Origin of the sequence: Streptomyces sp. NPDC006743, assembly GCF_040703815.1 — a bacterium.
Classification (GTDB): domain Bacteria; phylum Actinomycetota; class Actinomycetes; order Streptomycetales; family Streptomycetaceae; genus Streptomyces.
Map to the genome: position 1 here is coordinate 1 of NZ_JBEYJA010000038.1, position 16,756 is coordinate 16,756.

Here is a 16,756-nt window from a genome sequence, read left to right on the forward strand (position 1 = left end):
GTCGAACGGACGGGACGCCTACGCGCTCACCGGCTGGTCCTCGGCCGAACGGTCCTGGACCAGCAGCGGGGCGGCAGTGGCGGCCGCCCACACCGTGTGGGCCGCCGCCCGACGTTCGCGCGTCGTCCTGCTCCACCGCTTCGTCGGCCTCGCGCAGGTTCGGCTCGAACAGGCCGATCTCCGGGACGCGGCCGCGCTGGGCGAGAAGAGGGGAGGCCGGCCCTCGACGCGCGCCCTCGATGGGCTGCGCGCGAAGCTGCCCAAGACTCGCAGCCGAGGGGCTGGTCGTCGAGGTCCGGCCGCGCGTCGGGACCCTCAACCCAGGGCGTCGAGCAACTCGCGCTCGCGCTGCGCGCTGAGTCCTGCGCGCCTTTCCCGGTCCAGGCCCTGCTCGCGCTCCCAGCGCAGCGTGTCGGCCAGCATCTCGGCCCGGGGGCGGTGACGCAGCCCCGCGGCGCGCGCCGAGGACCCGTCCCGGGCCGACCAGCCTTCCCATCCCGGCTCGACCAGCCACATCGCCAGTGATTCGGGTCCCATGTACTGGGTCACACCGTTGGCCAGCAGCCATGCCGCTTCCGCGGTGACCACCGGACCGGTGTGCCCGCCGCAGGCGCGGGACGACTCGATCCACTCTTCGAACGCAACGACCGGGCCGACGGCGTCGTATGTGCCGGTGGTTCCCCTCTCCGCGGCGTCGAGCAGCCAGGAGGTGAGGTCCCGCACGTCGACCACCTGGGTGGGAACGGCCGGTGTGTCGGGGACCAGCATCGGCCCTCGCGGATCACGTGCCGCGCGGGCGACCCAGTAACCCGAGCGCCCGCTGTGATCGCCCGGGCCGCCGATGAGCCCGGCTCGCGCGATGAGGAGGCGGTCGCCCACAGCGGCCGTCGACGCCTGCTCGCAGGCGACCTTCGCCTCGCCGTACAACTCGCGGCCGACCTCGCCGCGGTCGGTCGGTGGGAGCAGGGCCGCGGACTCGTCCGCCCCCGGCGCGGCGTGGGAGGCGTAGGCGTTGCCGGACGAGACGTACACCCAGTGCCTGGCTCTGCTGCCCAGCGCGTCGAGCGCTCCACGGACGAAGCCCGGCTGCCATGACACCTCGACGACCGCGTCCCACACCCGGTCGAGCAGGGGCTCGTACGCCGACGGGTCGCGCCGGTCGGCGGCGACCAGTGTCGCTCCGTCGGCGACTTGTCCGCTTTCGCCACGCGCGAGGCAGGTCACCCCGTGGCCGCGTTCGATCGCCTGCCGCGACAGCTCCCGACCCACCCATGCCGTTCCGCCCAGAACCAGGATCTCCATACCGGCACCCAAGCACCCGGATCACTGCCCGGGCCAGGTGACTTCGCTGACAGCAGATGTTCAGCCGTCGATCGACCTCCGCCCTCGGGCGGCGACGTCGTCCCGCCAGGATCCGATCGCAGGATCACGAAGCCGCACTGAGCCTTTTCCGCTCCTCGTCACCACCCCAGGACTTGGGTGAGGTAATCGCGGGCCATCATGGCGTACTTCAGCGGGCATGCCGTCGCCGGGTCCTGTTCGGCCTCGACGACCAGCCATCCCTCGTAACCGGCTTTCCCCAGCGTCGAGAGGATGGGCCTGAAGTCGATCGTGCCTTCCGCGTCTCCGGGCACGGTGAAGACGCCCTGGAGGATTCCCTCCTGGAAGGACAGGTGGTCACCTTTCACTTTCTCGGCTACGGACTGGCGGACGTTCTTGAGGTGAACGTGCTTGATTCGCTGTTTGTGTCTTTCCGCGGTCTCGAGCGGGTCGTCGCCCGCGAACTGGAGATGCCCGGTGTCGAACAGCAGGTGCACGTGGTCCGGGTCGGTTCCCGCCATCAACCTGTCGATGTCCTCGGCCGTCTGCACGCCGGTGCCCATGTGATGGTGGTAGCAGAGCCGCATCTTGTTGTCCGCGGCCAGCTTGCCGATCTCGTTGAGCCCGCTGGTGAGGAGATCCCATTCCTTGCCGGTGAACTCGGGGCGGTGCTGGAAAACCGGGACGGGTTGCAGGTGCGACGACCGCCCGAATTCTGCGACCACGATGTCCTTGCCGCCCACTTTCTCGAGGAACTTCAGCTGCCTCTTGAAATTCTCGACGGTCCGATCTCTGTCGCCGATGGTGAAGTAGGTGCTCACCCAGGGCTCGGACACCTTCAGGCCGCGCAGGTCGAGTGCCTCTTTGAGTACGGCGGGGTCGGCCGGGTACTTGTGGCCGATGCTGCAGCCCTGGAATCCCGCGAGCGCCATCTCGCTCACGCATTGCTCGAACGGGATCCCGATGTCGATCAGCGGAAAGTCGTCGTTCCACCACAGTGTCGGTGTCACGCCGAGGGATACCTTGTCGCGACCCAGGTTCGGGACAGTGCTGGTCATCACACTTCCTCCTCTTGGCGGTCCTCGAATACGGGTGGATGGGCCCACGACCCGTAGCCCGGTGCCTTCGCGCCGGCCGGGTGGGCGCCGATCGCCCGCCACAACAGTCCCTCGGTGTAGGCGTCGGGGGAGACGACGAACAGGGGTGTGCGTCCGTCTCCGCCGCGCGCGCGGTCTTCCCCGGGCTGGTGTTGTCCGGACGTGGCCTGCCAGGACTGGCTTCCCTCGGGCCGGCTGTCGTCCGGGACGGCGGGCTTCGCTCCGCTCCGGCCGGGCGCCGTCCAGGCCGCCACGTCCATGCGTCCCGCCAGTTCCGGGCCGTACCAGACGCCGACGTACCAGAGTTTGACGATGCTTCCCACCACTGGATCGGCGGGGACAGCGGAGGGATCGCAAGCCATCGCCTTCTGGATCGCGTCCGGCCCTTCTTGATTCACGGCCGTCTGGTAGTACACCTCTGCCTGACCGGTTCCCCAGAGGTCGAACTCGCTGAACCCGGTCACAGCGGCAGAGAACTTCACGAAATCGCGCAGCCTCGTTTCTGCGTTCGTGCTTTGCGTCATGATCCCGCCTCCGTCGACGGTCCTAGATCTCGAATGTCGGGCCGGCGTTCGCCCCTGGATGCCCTGTGAGCGGGTTGCGGACGAGCCGGTTCATACCGTCGCGGATGCGGAACATGTCCCAGACCGCCTTGAGCAGAAGGTCGGGCCGGCCGTTGTAGGCCAGATTGATGCTGGTCAGGAAGGTGGCGTAGGACTGGTTGAATTCCTTGGCCGCCACCAGGATTTCCGGGTCTCCCGTGAGGTCCGCCAGCTTGATGTCCGGCTTCACCGGATAGACGGCACCCCAGTCGACGTTCAGATCCGGGCCGGAAGGCTTGTCCGGCTCATCGCCCTTCTGGTAGTACTTTCCCTTGTCCAGCTGCTGGAACCTGTAGTAGTGGGCGATCTCGTCCTGGCTGTCGAAGATGCCGCCGTGCAGCCCTTCGCCCTGCTCCGCGACGAGGGTGAGCGCCGCGACTGCACTGTCGCGGCCGGTCACCTTGATCACGTCGCCGCCACCGGAGTAGAAGTACTCGGGAGTCACCTGGCGAGCGGGATCGCCGGTGAAAATCGTCTTCCCCGCCTTACGGGCCTGGTCCTCCAGGTGGTTGATGCCCCGGACGATCTCCTCGTAGAACTCACCGATGCTCAGGAAACGCTCGGTGGGTTCTCCGGGTACGAGGCCGAGGATCGTCGCGGACTCCTCGAGTTCCGCCAGTTTCTCCGGTGGGGGCGCCGCGCCGTCGGGCGTCAGTCCGAGGGCCGCCCAGTCCATCGGTACGAACCTGTCTTCCTCGGTATCTGCCTGCGCGGGCTTCTCGATCTTCAGGAACGTGTCGAGGGCCTCGCGCGAGAACGGCCGGAGATGCACCTCGAAGTAATCGGGACCACACGGCAGGCGCGTCGGGTAATTCGGCACGAAGTCCGGCTTGGTGAGGTCCGGCGTCCCGCCCACGGCGTTCATGACGTTCGCGACCAGGGTGAGGTGCAGCATCTCCTCGACGGCCACGACCCTGATGACGTGCCAGGCATCCGAGTTCTTCCCCGGATGCAGCGAGTAGAGCGCGGTCAGGTAGGGCGGGAGCGTCGCGTGCTCCAGCTGGAGCCCCTTGTAGAGGTATTCGTGCAGCTCCTCGATGGTCTGGATCCTGGAACCCTGAGCAGGCTCTGACTCTGAGACAGGCATGTTCCCCCAATCGTGGGCGGTGGGCGGTGGGCGGTGGCTGTGCCGGGTTCGACCCGTCGGTCTGTGAGCCGTCTACCCGCGGACGGTGGCCGGCGCCTTCGCGGCACGCAGATGCCTGGCGATGTGGGCCGCACTGCGGAAGGCGAGCGCCGCCATGGTCAGGCTGATGTTGGATGTCCCGATCGAGGGCATGCTGCCGGGCCCGACAAGGTAGAGGTTCTCGTGGTCCCACGAGTGCTGGGTGTGGTCGACCACGGAGTCCGCCGGGTCGGTCCCCATGATGTGAGTGCCCGCCAGGTGGTTGCCGCCCACGATGTTGTACCACTGACCGTCGTGCTCGACGGCGCTGTAGCTGTCCTTGTCGTACGTGGTCCTGTCCTCGGCGCCGAGCTTCTCGAAGATGTCGGCCGCGAGTTTGCGGGCGAACGCGGCGCCCCGCATGGTGTAGGGCGGGATCTTGAACGACACGACCGGCTTCAGGTTGCCGAGGGCGTCCTTGTAACGGTCGTCCACCGTGACCCTGTTGCTCCTGTCGGGCAGCAGGTCGATCATGAAGGCCAGCAGAAGCTGCCGGGAGATCTGGTTCCCGAGCGTCCTGCGCAACTCCCGCCCGCGCAGGCCCCGCTTGTCCACGAGTTCGACCAGGTCCGTGTAGGGCGAGCCGGTCGCCCACCCCCAGCCGTCGTTGTGGATGTCCACGCCGAATCCCGCCTGGGTTCCGCGGAACCGCCCGCCGCGCAGGTCGGTGATCCCGCTCGTGCAGGATGTGCCTCGCATCGTGCCGGCCGGCTCGGGCAGCAGACCCCAGGACAGCAGGTACGCGTGGTCCATCAGGTTGTGGCCGATCAGCTTGCTGCGGCTCATACGCTGCATGCCGGAGGCCAGCATGAGCCGGGCGTTCTCGATGGCGTGCGCGCAGAGAATGTAGACGGTGCCCTTCACCGTGTACTTCTCGTACCTCTCCGAGTCGAGCGTCTCGTATTTCTTGATGGTGATCCCGGTCACCCGTTGGTCCTGCTCGTCGATCTCGACCTTGGACGCGACGGCTTGCGTCACGATCTTGACGTTGCCCTTGCGGAGCGCCTTGGCCAGCGTCTTTCCCGCGTGATATTTGGCCTGCACGGGGCAGATCGGGACGCAGTTGGTGTTGCCCTGACAGCGCTCGCCCTCTTCCACCTGGCTCGTGCTCACCGCGCCGACCGGGACGAATCCCTTGCCGCCGTCGTACGCGGCGTTCGGCACGCCGTTACGGGCCTGCGGAAAGCTCCGCACCTGGAGGGTGTAATCGTTGTCCGCCAGGGTGACCCGCATGCCGTTCACGCCCCGGGCGACCGTCTGATCGAGGTAGGACGGCGGCATGCGGTGCATCGGGAACACGTATCCCTTCGGGAAATGCATTCCCAGGTACGCCTGGTCCTCGACTTCGGCGGCTACGCCCAGTTCGGCCTCGGCCTGCCGGTAATAGGGTTCCAGGTCGTCATAGCTGAGCGGCCAGTTCAGGCCCTGGCCGTACTTGGTCCGCAGGTCGAAGTCCTCGGGAAGCATGCGCAGGGCTTTCCCCTCCCAATGCATGGAGGTGCCGCCGAGGACCCGGGTGAAGGTGGTGTCCGTGCAGTACTTGTCCTCCTGCACGAGGTAGAAGTCGTCCCGGGGTGTGTCCGGACGCACCGGCATGGTGTCCGTGCTCCTGGGCATCCGCGCGTTCGGGTTGAACGGGAACGGAGACTGGTTGTCCTTGACGACCGCGCCGTAGAACCGCGACAGGTACGACTCGTACTCGGCGAGGTCCAGGTCCTTGCCGGGACCGGCTTCGAGAATCACCACCTTGTAGCCTGCCTGGCTCAACTGCTCGGCGACGATGGAACCCGCCATGCCGCCACCGACGACAACGGCATCCCACTCGCCTGTCGCAGCCTCTGCGGCGCTGGTCTGCGTCGCGGCACCGGCCGGGAAGATCACCGGGTCTGTATCGTCGTAGGACGTCATCGATTCCCCTTGTCGCGTCTGGGGTGACCTCACCCCGGTTACGGGCAGGTCAGCCCGGTGACAGACCAGCCGTCAGAACGGATGGTGATGGAACGGCTGTCGAAGGCCCGCCACTGTCACCAGCGAATGAGAACCGGCCCGGAAGGCGAGTTCGAGCTGGAGAACCAGGGCAGGCAGGCATCGCGGCGCCCACCGGCGAACCGCCGAGGGCTTCCCGCGATCCCCGGCGGGGTTTTGCCGCCGGCCGCGGCCATTCGCGCATTGCCGGATCATCCGCGTACGTCGCATACGAGGACCACCCTCTGCTTTGCGCTTGACCACATCTGGCGCCGCTCACTGATCCGCTGAGGATCGCGGGAAGGGCCTCCGCACGAGGCTTGCATATGACGCTGTCATTCCGCTCCCGCGCCGCCGGGATCTTGCCGGTAACCCACCGTTCGGGCGTAAGCAGTGAAGCTGTTCCCACCTGGCGGTCGGACAGGTCATGTGGGGTGGAGCGGCACCGTGCGGTCGAGCGGGCGGGAAGCCGTCGCGGCCCGGGCGGGGTGCACGGTGCAGTACCCCGCGGGTACCGGTCCGTCGGCCGATGGGGCCGATCGGCCCATGTGCGCCCCGGCCGTCGCCGCCCACCCTGGACACGTCGGGTGAATCCGGCGACAGGACCCGATACCGAGAGGGTGAGGACCGGTATGAAGGGCTACGTCTTCCACGGCCCCGGGCATGCAGCCTGGGAGGAGGTGCCCGACCCGGACGTCAAAGAGCCCACCGACGCCGTCGTCCGGGTCGACACGGTCACGATCTGCGGGACGGACCTGCACATCCTCAAGGGCGATGTCCCGGAGGTGCGACCGGGCACGGTGCTGGGGCACGAGGCCGTCGGTGAGGTCGTCGAGACCGGCACCGACGTGCGGTGCGTACGGCCGGGGGAGCGCGTGCTGGTCTCGTGCATCACCGCCTGCGGACGGTGCCGCTTCTGCCGTGAGAGTGTGTACGGCCAGTGCCTGGGCGGAGGGGGCTGGATCCTCGGCCACTTGATCGACGGCACCCAGGCGGAGTACGTCCGTGTGCCCTTCGCCGACCTGTCCGTGCATCCGCTGCCGGCCTCGGTGACGAACAGGGACGCCGTGCTGCTGGCGGACATCTTCCCCACCGCCTACGAGGTCGGCGTGCTGAACGGCCGGGTCCGGCCCGGGGACACCGTCGCCGTGGTCGGAGCAGGCCCCATCGGCCTCGCGGCCGTTGCCACGGCCCGCCTGTTCGCGCCCGGACGTGTCATCGCGGTGGACCTCGCCCCGGCCCGGCTGGAGGCCGCGAGGAAACTCGGAGCCGAGGCGGTGGCGGATGCCCGCGAGGCTCCCGAGCAACTGGTCGCGGACCTCACCGGAGGGCTCGGCGCGGACGTGGCCGTCGAGGCGGTCGGAGTGCCGGAGACGTTCGAGATGTGCACCCGCATGGTGCGCCCGGGCGGACGGGTCGCCAACGTGGGCGTCCACGGCAGGCCGGCGACCCTGCACCTGGAGGAGCTGTGGATCAAGAACGTGACCATCACCACCGGCTTGGTGGACACCAACTCCACGCCCACCCTGCTGAAGATGGCCGCTGCCGGGAGGCTGCCGGTCTCCCAGCTGGTGACGCACGCCTTCCCGCTCAACGAGATGCGGGAGGCATACGACGTCTTCGCGCACGCCGCCGACACCGGCGCTCTGAAGGTCGTCCTCGGTGAGCCGCCGCGCAACGAGGTCCTCCCCGTGACGGCGGCCGGGTGAGCCGGCGCGCCGATGCGAAGCGGCCGGCCCGGCCGTTTCGATCAGGACCGGGAGAGCGGATCGACCGATGTACCGCAATGACGGATTCCGGGAGCTGGACCGGCAGGAATGCCTGCGGCTGCTGGTCACGGCCGTGGTGGGCCGTGTCGTCCACACGCGGCACGCCCTGCCCGCGGTGCTCCCGGTGAACTTCCGCGTGGACAGCGACGGCGCGGTGCTGCTGCGCACCGCCGCCGCCTCCGAGCTGGCGCGCGCGATCGACGGCGCGGTCGTGGCGTTCGAGGCCGACGAGGTGGACCCCGCGGCCCACTCCGGCTGGAGCGTCGTCGTGACCGGTTCCGCGTCCGTGATGGCCGACCCCGCCGAACGGGGGCGCCTCGTCACGGACTGGCCGCCCTCGTGGGTGCCCTCGCCCCGGGAGGTTTTCATCCGGATCGAACCCGAGCTGGTCACCGGCCGCGAACTGACCGGTGGTCACAGCTTGTACGGTCTCGGTTCCTTCTTCTGACTTGTGACCAGCACTCGGCCGACCACGCCGGAGGATGTCGTGCAGGGCTCCCAGTACACCGTGAGCGACGTGATGACCGGCAAGGTCGTCGCCCTGGCAGGTGATGCCACGTTCAAGGAGATCGTGCGGACGATGCGGCGCTGGCGCGTGAGCGCCCTGCCGGTGCTGGACGGCGACGGTCACGTCACCGGTGTCGTCTCCGAGGCGGACCTCCTGCACAAGGAGGAGTCCCGCGACAGCGGCACGGACCGGTCCGTCCGGTCGGCCGGCTCGCCGGGGGCGGTCAGGGCGCGGGCGGTCACCGCCCGGAACCTGGCGACGACGCCGGCGGTCACCGTCCACGCCGACGCGACCCTCGCCGCGGCTGCCGGACTCATGGCCCATGGTGCCGCTCGCCCTGCGCCTGGTCCGCTCGGTCGAAGGCGTGGTGGACGTCCGCTCCGCGATCACGACGTCGCGGCGGAGCAGCGGCCCGGCGGCATGACGGTCCACGGGCGTGCCGGTCCCTCGCCATGGCGTGTGCCATGACGTGCTCTGACGGTTCCGCTCGCCCTGGCGGAGCCGCTCACACCGGCGCCCGGTCGCCGCGTAACCCTGCCGTCGCCGCGTGAGGATGCCGTAGACGTCGCCTCGTGAGGATGCCGGAAAGGCCCCGCCGCCGCCCGGGCGGCCCTGCCGAAGACCCCCGTCCTGCCGCCCGGGCGAGGATGCCAGGACCTCCCTCGGTCCCGGTGCCTGGAACGCGGTCTTCAGCCCCGGGCGGCTCAGTCCCCGGCGACCCCGCCGCGCCCGGCTCGGTCCGGGTCGTCCGGGGCGGCCCCGCTCGTCAGCCGGCACTCGACGTCCACCACGCCCTCGACGGCGCGGGCCAGGCGCGCGGCGACGGGCACGAACGACGTGTCCCTGATGCGCCCGGTCAGGGTCACCACACCGTCGCAGACCTCGACGCGGGCGGGCTCGCCGGTGGTGTGGAAGAGGGGTGACACCACCTCACGCCGCACCTCCTCGGCGATGTCGTCGTCCGAGCGCAGGAACACCTTCAGCAGGTCGGCGCGGCTGACCACTCCTTCGAGCAGGCCGTCGGCGCCGACGACGGGAAGCCGTTTGACCTTGCGCACGGCCATGATGCGGGCCGCCTCGGCGAGCGTGGCGTCCGCGTGGACGGTCACGGCCGGGGTGCTCATCAGCTCTCCGGCGGTCAGGGCTCCCACCTTGGCGAGGTCGGGCAGGCGCCTCAGCTGGGTGAAACGGTCCGGGTCGCTGTCACGGAACTCCTCCTTCGGCAGCAGATCGGCCTCGGAGACGACGCCGATCACCCGGCCCTCGCCCTCCAGGACCGGGAGCGCGCTGACCTTCCACTGCTCCATGAGGTTGATGACGTCCTTGAACGGGGCGTCACGCCCCACGGCCACGACGGTCTGCGTCATGACGTCGCTGACGGAGTGCGGGCTGCTCGGCATGGTCTCGTCCTCCTCCTCGGGGATGCCGGGGTGCTGCTGTCCCGTCCGGCCCGGCCGGAGCGTCACCGGGGCCCGCTGCCGTACGGGGCGTACAGGTCCAGCAGGCGGATCCGGGCCGCGTGCAGCCGGTGTGCGGCCACCTGGCCGACCCAGCGGGCGACGGCCCGCCCGAACTCCGCGTCCCGGTCGCACAGCATCCGTACGGTGGCCGCGTCGAACTCGTGGGCGCGTACCGGGCTGGTGGCCCCGGCGCCCAGGTGCCAGCGGTACGGCGGGAAGTGCCAGGACCAGCCGACCAGTTCGCCGTGGCCCAGGGTCTCGACGACGGCGGCGCGGCGGCCGGGGACGTGCAGGTCGAGGGCGATCGTCCCGGTCCGGATGATCCAGAACCTCTCCGCGTGCTGCCCTTCCTCGAACAGGCGGGTGCCCACGCGGAAGGAGACGTCGTGGGCCAGGAACATCAGCTGTGCCCGGTGTCCGGCCGGCAGGGCGGCGGCCAGGGTGGTGGTCGAGGTCATCGCAGGGCTCCTTCCGCGCTGCCGGCCCGGTGGCCGGCTCACCTTCAGCGTGCGGGCGCGCGGACGCGGGACACCACGGGCCGCCCGGACCGGGACGAGGGCCCTTCGGCTCCAAGCGAGCCCCGCCCTCCGTCCCCCGTCCTCCGCTCCGTGCGTCCGCCCCGCACCCGCTGCGGGCCTGAGCCCAGCCTCCCCTCCTCCTTCCGTGCATCCGCTCAGCGCAGGCGGCGCAGGTACGGGTCGTGGGGACGGCGCGGGAGAAGGCGGACGCGTACGTCGAGCACGGTGATTCCGTGGGGTCCGGCCAGCACCGGGTTGAGGTCGGCCTCGGCCAGCTGCGGCAGGTCGCACGCCATCCGTGACAGGCGGTGCAGCAACTGCTGAAGGCCCTCCACGTCAACGGCGGGGGCCCCGGCCCAGCCGTGGAGCAGCGCGGAACAACGGGGAGAGGCCAGCAGGTCCCGCACGTCGCGGTCGGTGAGCGGAGCGAGCCGGCCGGCGTGGTCGGCCAGGAGTTCCGTCGCCGTCCCGCCGAGCCCGAAGACCACCAGGGGGCCGAAGACCTCGTCCTGCACCACGCCCGCGAACAGTTCGGTGCCGCGTTCGGTCATTGGCTGGATCACCACACCTGTCAGCCGGTCACCGAACCGGTTCACCAGCTCCCGGTGGGCCGCCCTGACGCGGTCGGCGCCCCGCAGGCCGAGCTGGAGGGCGTGCTCCTCGCTCTTGTGCAACAGGCCCGGCCGGCAGCCCTTCATCACCACGCGCCCGTCGGGTCCCGCCAGCCGCCGTGCGGCCGCCACGGCCTCGTCCTCGTCGCGCGCCCAGGCCCACGGGAGCAGCGGCAGACCGTAGCAGCCGAGCAGGCCGGCGGCGGTCGGCGGATCGAGCCAGGCGCCCTCGGGAGCGTCGCTGAGGAAACCGGCGACGATCTGCCGGGCCCGTCGGCTGTCGACGTCCGGCAGTTCCGCCACGTCTCCGGCCGGCGTCGCCAGCCAGCGGGCACGGGTGGCCGCGTGGGCCAGGGCACGGGCGGCGTCCTGGGCGTCGCCGTAGGCGGGCAGCATGCCCTCGGCGCAGGTGTCCAGCAGTTCGACGCGGGCCGCCTGCGCGGGAAGGACCGCGACGACAGGCCGCGGCAGTGGTTCGGGGACGTCGGTGAGCGCCCTGACGAGGTCCTCTCCCGTCGCCGCGGCCACCGCCGTCGGGACGAGGGCGACCAGGACCGCGTCGACCTCCGCGTCGCGGGCCAGGTGCTCCACGCAGGCGCGCAACTGGTCCTCGCCGACCGTCGCGGTGGCGTCCACCGGGTTCGTGGCGGCGGCACCCGGGGGCAGCAGGGCCAGCAGCGCGTTCACCGAACCGGCCGGCAGGGCGGGCACCGTGAGACCCGCCTCCGCGCACGCGTCCGCGGCCAGTACGCCGGCGCCGCCGGCGTTGGTGACGACGGCTGCCCTGGTGCCCGCGGGCAGCGGCTGGGAGTGCAGCAGAGCGGCCGTGTCGAGGAGTTCGCCGATCGTACGGGTGGCCGTGACGCCGGCCTGTGTGAACAGCGCCTGGCGGGTCATGGTGGGCGTGGCCGCCGCCGCGGTGTGCGAGGCCGCGGCCCGGCGCCCGGCCTCGGAGCGGCCCGCGTCCACGGTGAGCACCGGCATCCGCCGGGCCACCCTGCGGGCGGTACGCGAGAAGGCGCGGGGGTTGCCGAAGGACTCCAGGTGCAGCAGCGCGAGACCGGTGCGTCCGTCGGCCTCCCACCACTGGAGCAGGTCGTTGCCGCTGACGTCGTACTTGTCGCCGTGCGAGACGAAGCTCGACACGCCGATGCCGAGACGGGCCAGCCCGTCCAGCACAGCGATGCCGATGCCGCCCGACTGCACGGCGACCCCGGCGGTGCCGGGCCCGGGGTGCCGGGCGGCGAAGGTGGCGTCCAGGCGGACGCCGTCCTCGGTGTTGGCCAAGCCCAGGCAGTCGGGGCCGGCCAGACGCATGCCCTGACGGCGGCACGTCTCCATGAGGGCGGCCGCGCCGGCGGTGTCCAGTCCGGCGGTGACGACGAGGAGGGCGCGTACTCCGGTCCTGCCGCACTCCTCGGCCACCCGCGCGACCGCCGGCGCCGGAACGGCGATCACCGCGAGGTCGGGCACCCGCGGCAGTGCGGTCACGGACCGGTAGGCGTGCACCCCGGCGATCGTGGAGGCGACCGGGTGGACCGCGAAGACCCTCCCCGTGAAGGAACCGGTGACGATGTTCCGCAGGACGGCGCGTCCGACGGAACCGGGTCTGCGGCCGGCGCCGATCACCACGACGGACGCCGGGCGCAGCAGGGGGCGCAGGCTGACGACATCGGCGAGGCGCCCGCGGGTGTCCACGGCGCTGAGATAGGTCTCGTCCTCGGCGAGCCGCACCACGCAGTGCACTTCCGGGCCGTCGTAGCGCCGGGTGACTCGCAGGCCGAGGTCGTGGAAGACGCGCAGCACGTCGAGGTTCTCGGCCAGGGCGTCGGCGGTGAACGCGGTGACACCCGCGGTGCGGGCGGCGTCCGCCAGGTGTTCCAGCAGCAGCGTGGCCACTCCGCGGTGGTGCCAGTCGTCGGCGACGGCCAGGGCGACGTCCGCCGTCGAGCCGTGCGGGTCGGCCTCGTACTCGGCGAGGCCGACCAGACGGCCGGCGTGCTCGGCGACCAGGGCGCGGTAGCCGGGGCGCGGCGCCGCGGCCACGCGTTCGGCGGCCTGCCGGGCGGAGGCACGGCTGACGGCGAAGAACCGCAGCCGCAGGTTCGCGTCGGACATCCCCTCGTACAGGTGCAGCACCCCGGCGTGGTCGCCGGGGTGCGAGCGGCGGATCCGGATGGTGGTGCCGTCGGTCAGCAGCGCGTGCACCGGTGCTTGCTCCGTGTCGGCCATCGCGTACGTCTCCCTCCGCGCTCTCGGCCCCAGGGTGCGGCGCGCCGTTCCCGTGCTCCAGAGGCCGGCCGGGTACCGGGCCGGGCCGAGCGGCCCTCGTCCGTCGCCCCGAAGGCTGCCGTGCCGGAACCGGTGCCCACCGCCGACACGGCGTCGTGGAGGACGGGCCCCGTGTTCCGTGCCGGGGGCCTGTAGGCCCTCGCGCCACGACGGCGTCGGGTGCCACGGTGGCAGCAGACGGTCCGGCGCATGATGCGGGCGTCGCGGCGTGAGGCGGTGGTGAGGATGGAGTTGCCCCTGGTCGTGGGTGTGGACGGTTCGGGTCCGAGCCTGACCGCGGTCGACTGGGCGGTGGACGAGGCCGCCCGGCACGGTCTGCCGCTGCGGCTGGTGTACGGCTCCCTGTGGGAGCGCTACGAGGGCACTGTGCCCTCCGGCAGCCTCGAGCGTCCCTCGGAGCAGGCGATGGCGGAGTACGTGGTCACCGCCGCCGGGGAGCGGGCTCAGGACCGCAACCCCGAGGTGAAGGTCTCCACCGACGTCCTCCCCGAGGACGCGGTCTCCGCTCTGCTGGGTGCCGGGGACAGTGCCTTCGCCGTGGTCACCGGCTGCCGGGGCCGCGGCGAGCTGAAAGGTCTGCTGCTGGGGTCGGTGAGCCTTGCGGTGGCCGGCCGGGCACGGTGCCCGGTGGTCGTGGTCCGTGGTGACGCGGCCGGCCAGGCCGCGACGCACGAGCGGATCGTGCTCGGCGCGGGCGGAGCCGGGACCGGGCGTGAGGCGGTCCGGTTCGCCTTCCGGGAGGCCGAGGTGCGTGGTTGCGTCCTCGAGGTCGTACGCGCGTGGCGCAGCCCGGCACCCGCGACGGCCGGTACCCCGGCGGGCCAGGACGCCCTGGGGCACGAGGAACGGGCCGCCGTACTGCTGGAACAGCTGCTGGGCGAGGCCATGGACGACCATCCGGCGGTCCGGGTGCGGCGTGCGACCGTCGAGGGGCCGGCACACCGGGTGCTCGTGGGCCGCTCGGCCGCCGCCGATCTGGTGATCGTCGGCGCACGGCACAGGACGCGGGTCTTCGGGCTGCAACTGGGCCGGACCGCGCACGCGTTGCTGCACCACGCGAACTGTCCGGCGGTGGTGGTCCCACAGCGGGCGTGACGGTCCAGCGGCGCCAGGAGCCGGCAGCACGCCGGCGCCGGCGGCGACGGGCTCGACGACTCCTCCGCCGGCCCCTGCTCGCGACTGCGGCGCAGCGGTCGCGGGGGACCGCGGCCGCACCTGGCGCACGGCGGGACGGGGACACAGTGCCCCGGCCTTCCACCGCGCCCCGCCGCCGCGCCCAGCGTCCCCTCACACCCACACCGCACACCGCACATCAGGCACCGGACACCGGACACCCCCCGAGCGTGCCCCTCCACCGCCTGCCCGGTGGATCGGGCCTTCCGCGCCCGACCGGGCGGGAGCGCCGTCCGTCGCCACCCGGACGAACCGGCCGCGGCCGGCGGCGCGGCGCCCGTCCGACGGGCCCCCTTCCGGAACGGACCGTACGTCGGCCTATCGTTCGGCGAGGCGGGGGACATGGGCAGGGCTTCGACGGCGGCCGGAGCGGCGGACGAGCTGGAACGCCGCCTGGGCCTGCCGGACGCCGTGGTGATCGGTCTCGGGGCGATGCTGGGTGCGGGCATCTTCGCGGCGCCGGGCCCCGCGGCCCACGCGGCGGGTTCGGCACTGCCGGCGGGACTGGCCGTCGCGGCGGTGGTGGCGTACTGCAACGCCACCTCCTCGGCGCGGCTGGCCGCCAGGTATCCGGCCTCGGGCGGTACCTACGTCTACGGACGTGAGCGGCTCGGCGCCTTCTGGGGATACCTCGCCGGACGGGCCTTCGTGGTCGGCAAGACCGCCTCCTGCGCGGCGATGGCCCTCACCCTGGGCGCATACGTGTGGCCCGCCCACGCCCACGCGGTGGCGGTCACCGGTGTGGTCGCGGTGACCGCTGTCGACTACGCGGGGGTGCGGAAGTCGGCGTGGGTGACCGGGGCGATCGTCGTGCTCGTGCTGGCCGTTCTCACCGCCGTCGTCGCGGTCGCGCTGACCTCCGGCGCCGCGAGCCCCACGCAGGTGCAGGGGGGACCCCGCGCGTCGTTCAGCGGGGTGCTGCAGGCGGGCGGACTGCTGTTCTTCGCCTTCGCCGGCTACGCGCGGATCGCCACGCTCGGGGAGGAGGTGCGCGATCCCCGTGCCGTACGCCTCGCGCTGGGCACCACCGTCGTCGTCTACGCACTCGTCGCCGCCTGTGCCCTGACCGTGCTCGGCCCGAGCCGCCTGGCCGAGGCTTCCGCGCCGCTGGTGGAGACGGTGCGGGCCGCCGGCGCCGGCCGGCTCGCGCCGGTGGTCCGGGCGGGCGCTGCGGTGACGTCCGTGTCGCCGGTGTCCGTGGCTCGCCCGGCGGCACACCAGCCGCTGTCCCTTCGAGGAGAGGGAGGGCCGGGCACCGGTCGAGCCGTTCTCCAGGAGGCGCCGCCGCGCAGAACGAGCGGAACTGCGGATCCCCGGGCGTGGCACGTGGCTGCTGACGCCGAGGGCACGCCGGACCGCCGTGCCGGCCGCCGGGAGCCCCCGACGGCAGTGGTGACCGCGGCCATACCCCAAAGTACCGGCTCAGAGGAAACGCAGAGCCTTCGAACGCTGGTGCGGGAGTAGAGCGCTGAGCACCATGGGAACTGTCATGCCCATTGCCAGGGGACCGACCGTGCCCGTGGTCCGGTTCCGGCGTACCGGAGGAGCAACCCCCATGAACTTCTCATCGGCGCTGCCTTTACGCAGCGTGCGTCCGCTCGCCCAGGGCGTGTTTCGCCTGGTGACCGGATTCCTCTTCGCCTGCCACGGAGCGGCGGCCCTGTTCGGCGTCCTGGGCGGGGCCCACGGCGGCGGCACGGTGCCCGTCCTCCAGTGGCCCGGGTGGTGGGCCGCCGCCATCCAGCTGGTCGGCGGAACCCTCGTCGCCCTCGGCCTGTTCACGCGGACGGCGGCCCTCGTCTGCTCCGGATCCATGGCCTACGCCTACTTCAGCGTCCACCAGTCGCACGCACTGCTCCCGATCGACAACGGGGGTGAGCCGGCGGTCATGTTCTGCTGGACGTTCCTCCTCATCGCCTGCCTCGGTCCCGGCGCATGGGCGGCGGAGTCCCTGCTGAGACGCAGGACGGCCGCCACGGCGGACGCCGACGGCGCGGCGCCGGTGCCCGCCTCGTAGTCCCCTCCGCCGCACCGCGGCGTGCCCGGGCCCACCACGGTGCGGCCTGCTGCGCCGCGGCGCCTTCCCTCCTCGGGTGTCCAGCACTTTGACGTCGGCTGCGGCTGGTGGACCGGGGACCGCGGCCACGCGGGCGGCCGCCGATCGCGACCGGTGGACGTGGTGTGCGCCCTGCCCGCAGGCACGCAGGACTTGCGCCGGACCGTCCTGGCGCGCCTGGACGGTCCGGCCCGGCCGCCGACGACGACGAGGAACTCAT

At 71.7% G+C, this 16,756-nt stretch carries 14 protein-coding genes; 6 read left to right on the top strand and 8 right to left on the bottom strand.

Annotated features, from left to right (window positions below):
- Positions 1 to 315 precede the first annotated feature (315 nt).
- The 5 genes from ABZ719_RS26295 to ABZ719_RS26315 form a co-directional block, all read right to left on the bottom strand.
- Positions 316 to 1,302, bottom strand: a complete 987-nt coding sequence (locus ABZ719_RS26295) for an NAD-dependent epimerase/dehydratase family protein (RefSeq protein WP_366727632.1) — start codon at positions 1,300 to 1,302, stop codon at positions 316 to 318.
- Positions 1,303 to 1,460: 158 nt separating this feature from the next.
- Entirely contained in the window at positions 1,461 to 2,378 is a 918-nt protein-coding gene (iolE, locus tag ABZ719_RS26300; protein ID WP_366727633.1) for a myo-inosose-2 dehydratase, read from the bottom strand.
- The gene (locus ABZ719_RS26305; protein WP_366727634.1) at positions 2,378 to 2,941 is read right to left on the bottom strand and encodes a hypothetical protein; all 564 of its coding nucleotides are present in this window, start codon (positions 2,939 to 2,941) and stop codon (positions 2,378 to 2,380) included. Before ABZ719_RS26305 ends, iolE begins: the two co-directional genes overlap by 1 nt.
- Positions 2,942 to 2,963: 22 nt before the next feature.
- Positions 2,964 to 4,106 carry a ferritin-like protein gene (locus ABZ719_RS26310; protein WP_366727635.1) on the bottom strand — a complete coding sequence of 381 codons (1,143 nt, stop codon included), beginning with the start codon at positions 4,104 to 4,106 and terminating at the stop codon, positions 2,964 to 2,966.
- Between the two features lie 72 nt (positions 4,107 to 4,178).
- A complete protein-coding gene (locus ABZ719_RS26315) occupies positions 4,179 to 6,092 on the bottom strand; it encodes a GMC family oxidoreductase (RefSeq protein ID WP_366727636.1) in 1,914 nt (637 codons plus the stop codon).
- 689 nt (positions 6,093 to 6,781) lie between these two features.
- Between ABZ719_RS26315 and ABZ719_RS26320 the strand changes: the two genes are divergently transcribed.
- The 3 genes from ABZ719_RS26320 to ABZ719_RS26330 all read left to right on the top strand — a co-directional run bounded on the left by ABZ719_RS26320 (position 6,782) and on the right by ABZ719_RS26330 (position 8,894).
- Entirely contained in the window at positions 6,782 to 7,858 is a 1,077-nt protein-coding gene (locus ABZ719_RS26320) for a zinc-dependent alcohol dehydrogenase family protein (protein ID WP_366727692.1), read from the top strand.
- 67 nt (positions 7,859 to 7,925) lie between these two features.
- Positions 7,926 to 8,366 carry a pyridoxamine 5'-phosphate oxidase family protein gene (locus ABZ719_RS26325; RefSeq protein ID WP_366727637.1) on the top strand — a complete coding sequence of 147 codons (441 nt, stop codon included), beginning with the start codon at positions 7,926 to 7,928 and terminating at the stop codon, positions 8,364 to 8,366.
- A 3-nt stretch (positions 8,367 to 8,369) separates the two neighbouring features.
- Positions 8,370 to 8,894 (top strand): CBS domain-containing protein, encoded by a 525-nt coding sequence (locus ABZ719_RS26330; protein WP_366727638.1) that lies wholly within the window; start codon positions 8,370 to 8,372, stop codon positions 8,892 to 8,894.
- Positions 8,895 to 9,130: 236 nt separating this feature from the next.
- On the opposite strand, the gene ABZ719_RS26335 is transcribed toward ABZ719_RS26330, so the two are convergent.
- From ABZ719_RS26335 to ABZ719_RS26345, 3 genes are all read right to left on the bottom strand, one after another.
- The gene (locus ABZ719_RS26335; RefSeq protein WP_366727693.1) at positions 9,131 to 9,826 is read right to left on the bottom strand and encodes a CBS domain-containing protein; all 696 of its coding nucleotides are present in this window, start codon (positions 9,824 to 9,826) and stop codon (positions 9,131 to 9,133) included.
- 62 nt (positions 9,827 to 9,888) lie between these two features.
- Positions 9,889 to 10,344 (bottom strand): cyclic nucleotide-binding domain-containing protein, encoded by a 456-nt coding sequence (locus ABZ719_RS26340; RefSeq protein ID WP_366727639.1) that lies wholly within the window; start codon positions 10,342 to 10,344, stop codon positions 9,889 to 9,891.
- Positions 10,345 to 10,559: 215 nt separating this feature from the next.
- Positions 10,560 to 13,247: a bifunctional GNAT family N-acetyltransferase/acetate--CoA ligase family protein gene (locus ABZ719_RS26345; protein WP_366727640.1), complete on the bottom strand. Its 2,688-nt coding sequence runs from the start codon at positions 13,245 to 13,247 to the stop codon at positions 10,560 to 10,562.
- Between the two features lie 285 nt (positions 13,248 to 13,532).
- On the opposite strand from ABZ719_RS26345, the gene ABZ719_RS26350 reads away from it, so the two are divergent.
- The 3 genes from ABZ719_RS26350 (at position 13,533) to ABZ719_RS26360 (ending at position 16,497) form a co-directional block, all read left to right on the top strand.
- Positions 13,533 to 14,402, top strand: a complete 870-nt coding sequence (locus tag ABZ719_RS26350; protein WP_366727641.1) for a universal stress protein — start codon at positions 13,533 to 13,535, stop codon at positions 14,400 to 14,402.
- 420 nt (positions 14,403 to 14,822) lie between these two features.
- The gene (locus tag ABZ719_RS26355; RefSeq protein WP_366727642.1) at positions 14,823 to 15,944 is read left to right on the top strand and encodes an APC family permease; all 1,122 of its coding nucleotides are present in this window, start codon (positions 14,823 to 14,825) and stop codon (positions 15,942 to 15,944) included.
- A 91-nt stretch (positions 15,945 to 16,035) separates the two neighbouring features.
- Positions 16,036 to 16,497 (top strand): DoxX family protein, encoded by a 462-nt coding sequence (locus ABZ719_RS26360; protein WP_366727643.1) that lies wholly within the window; start codon positions 16,036 to 16,038, stop codon positions 16,495 to 16,497.
- Positions 16,498 to 16,756 lie beyond the last annotated feature (259 nt).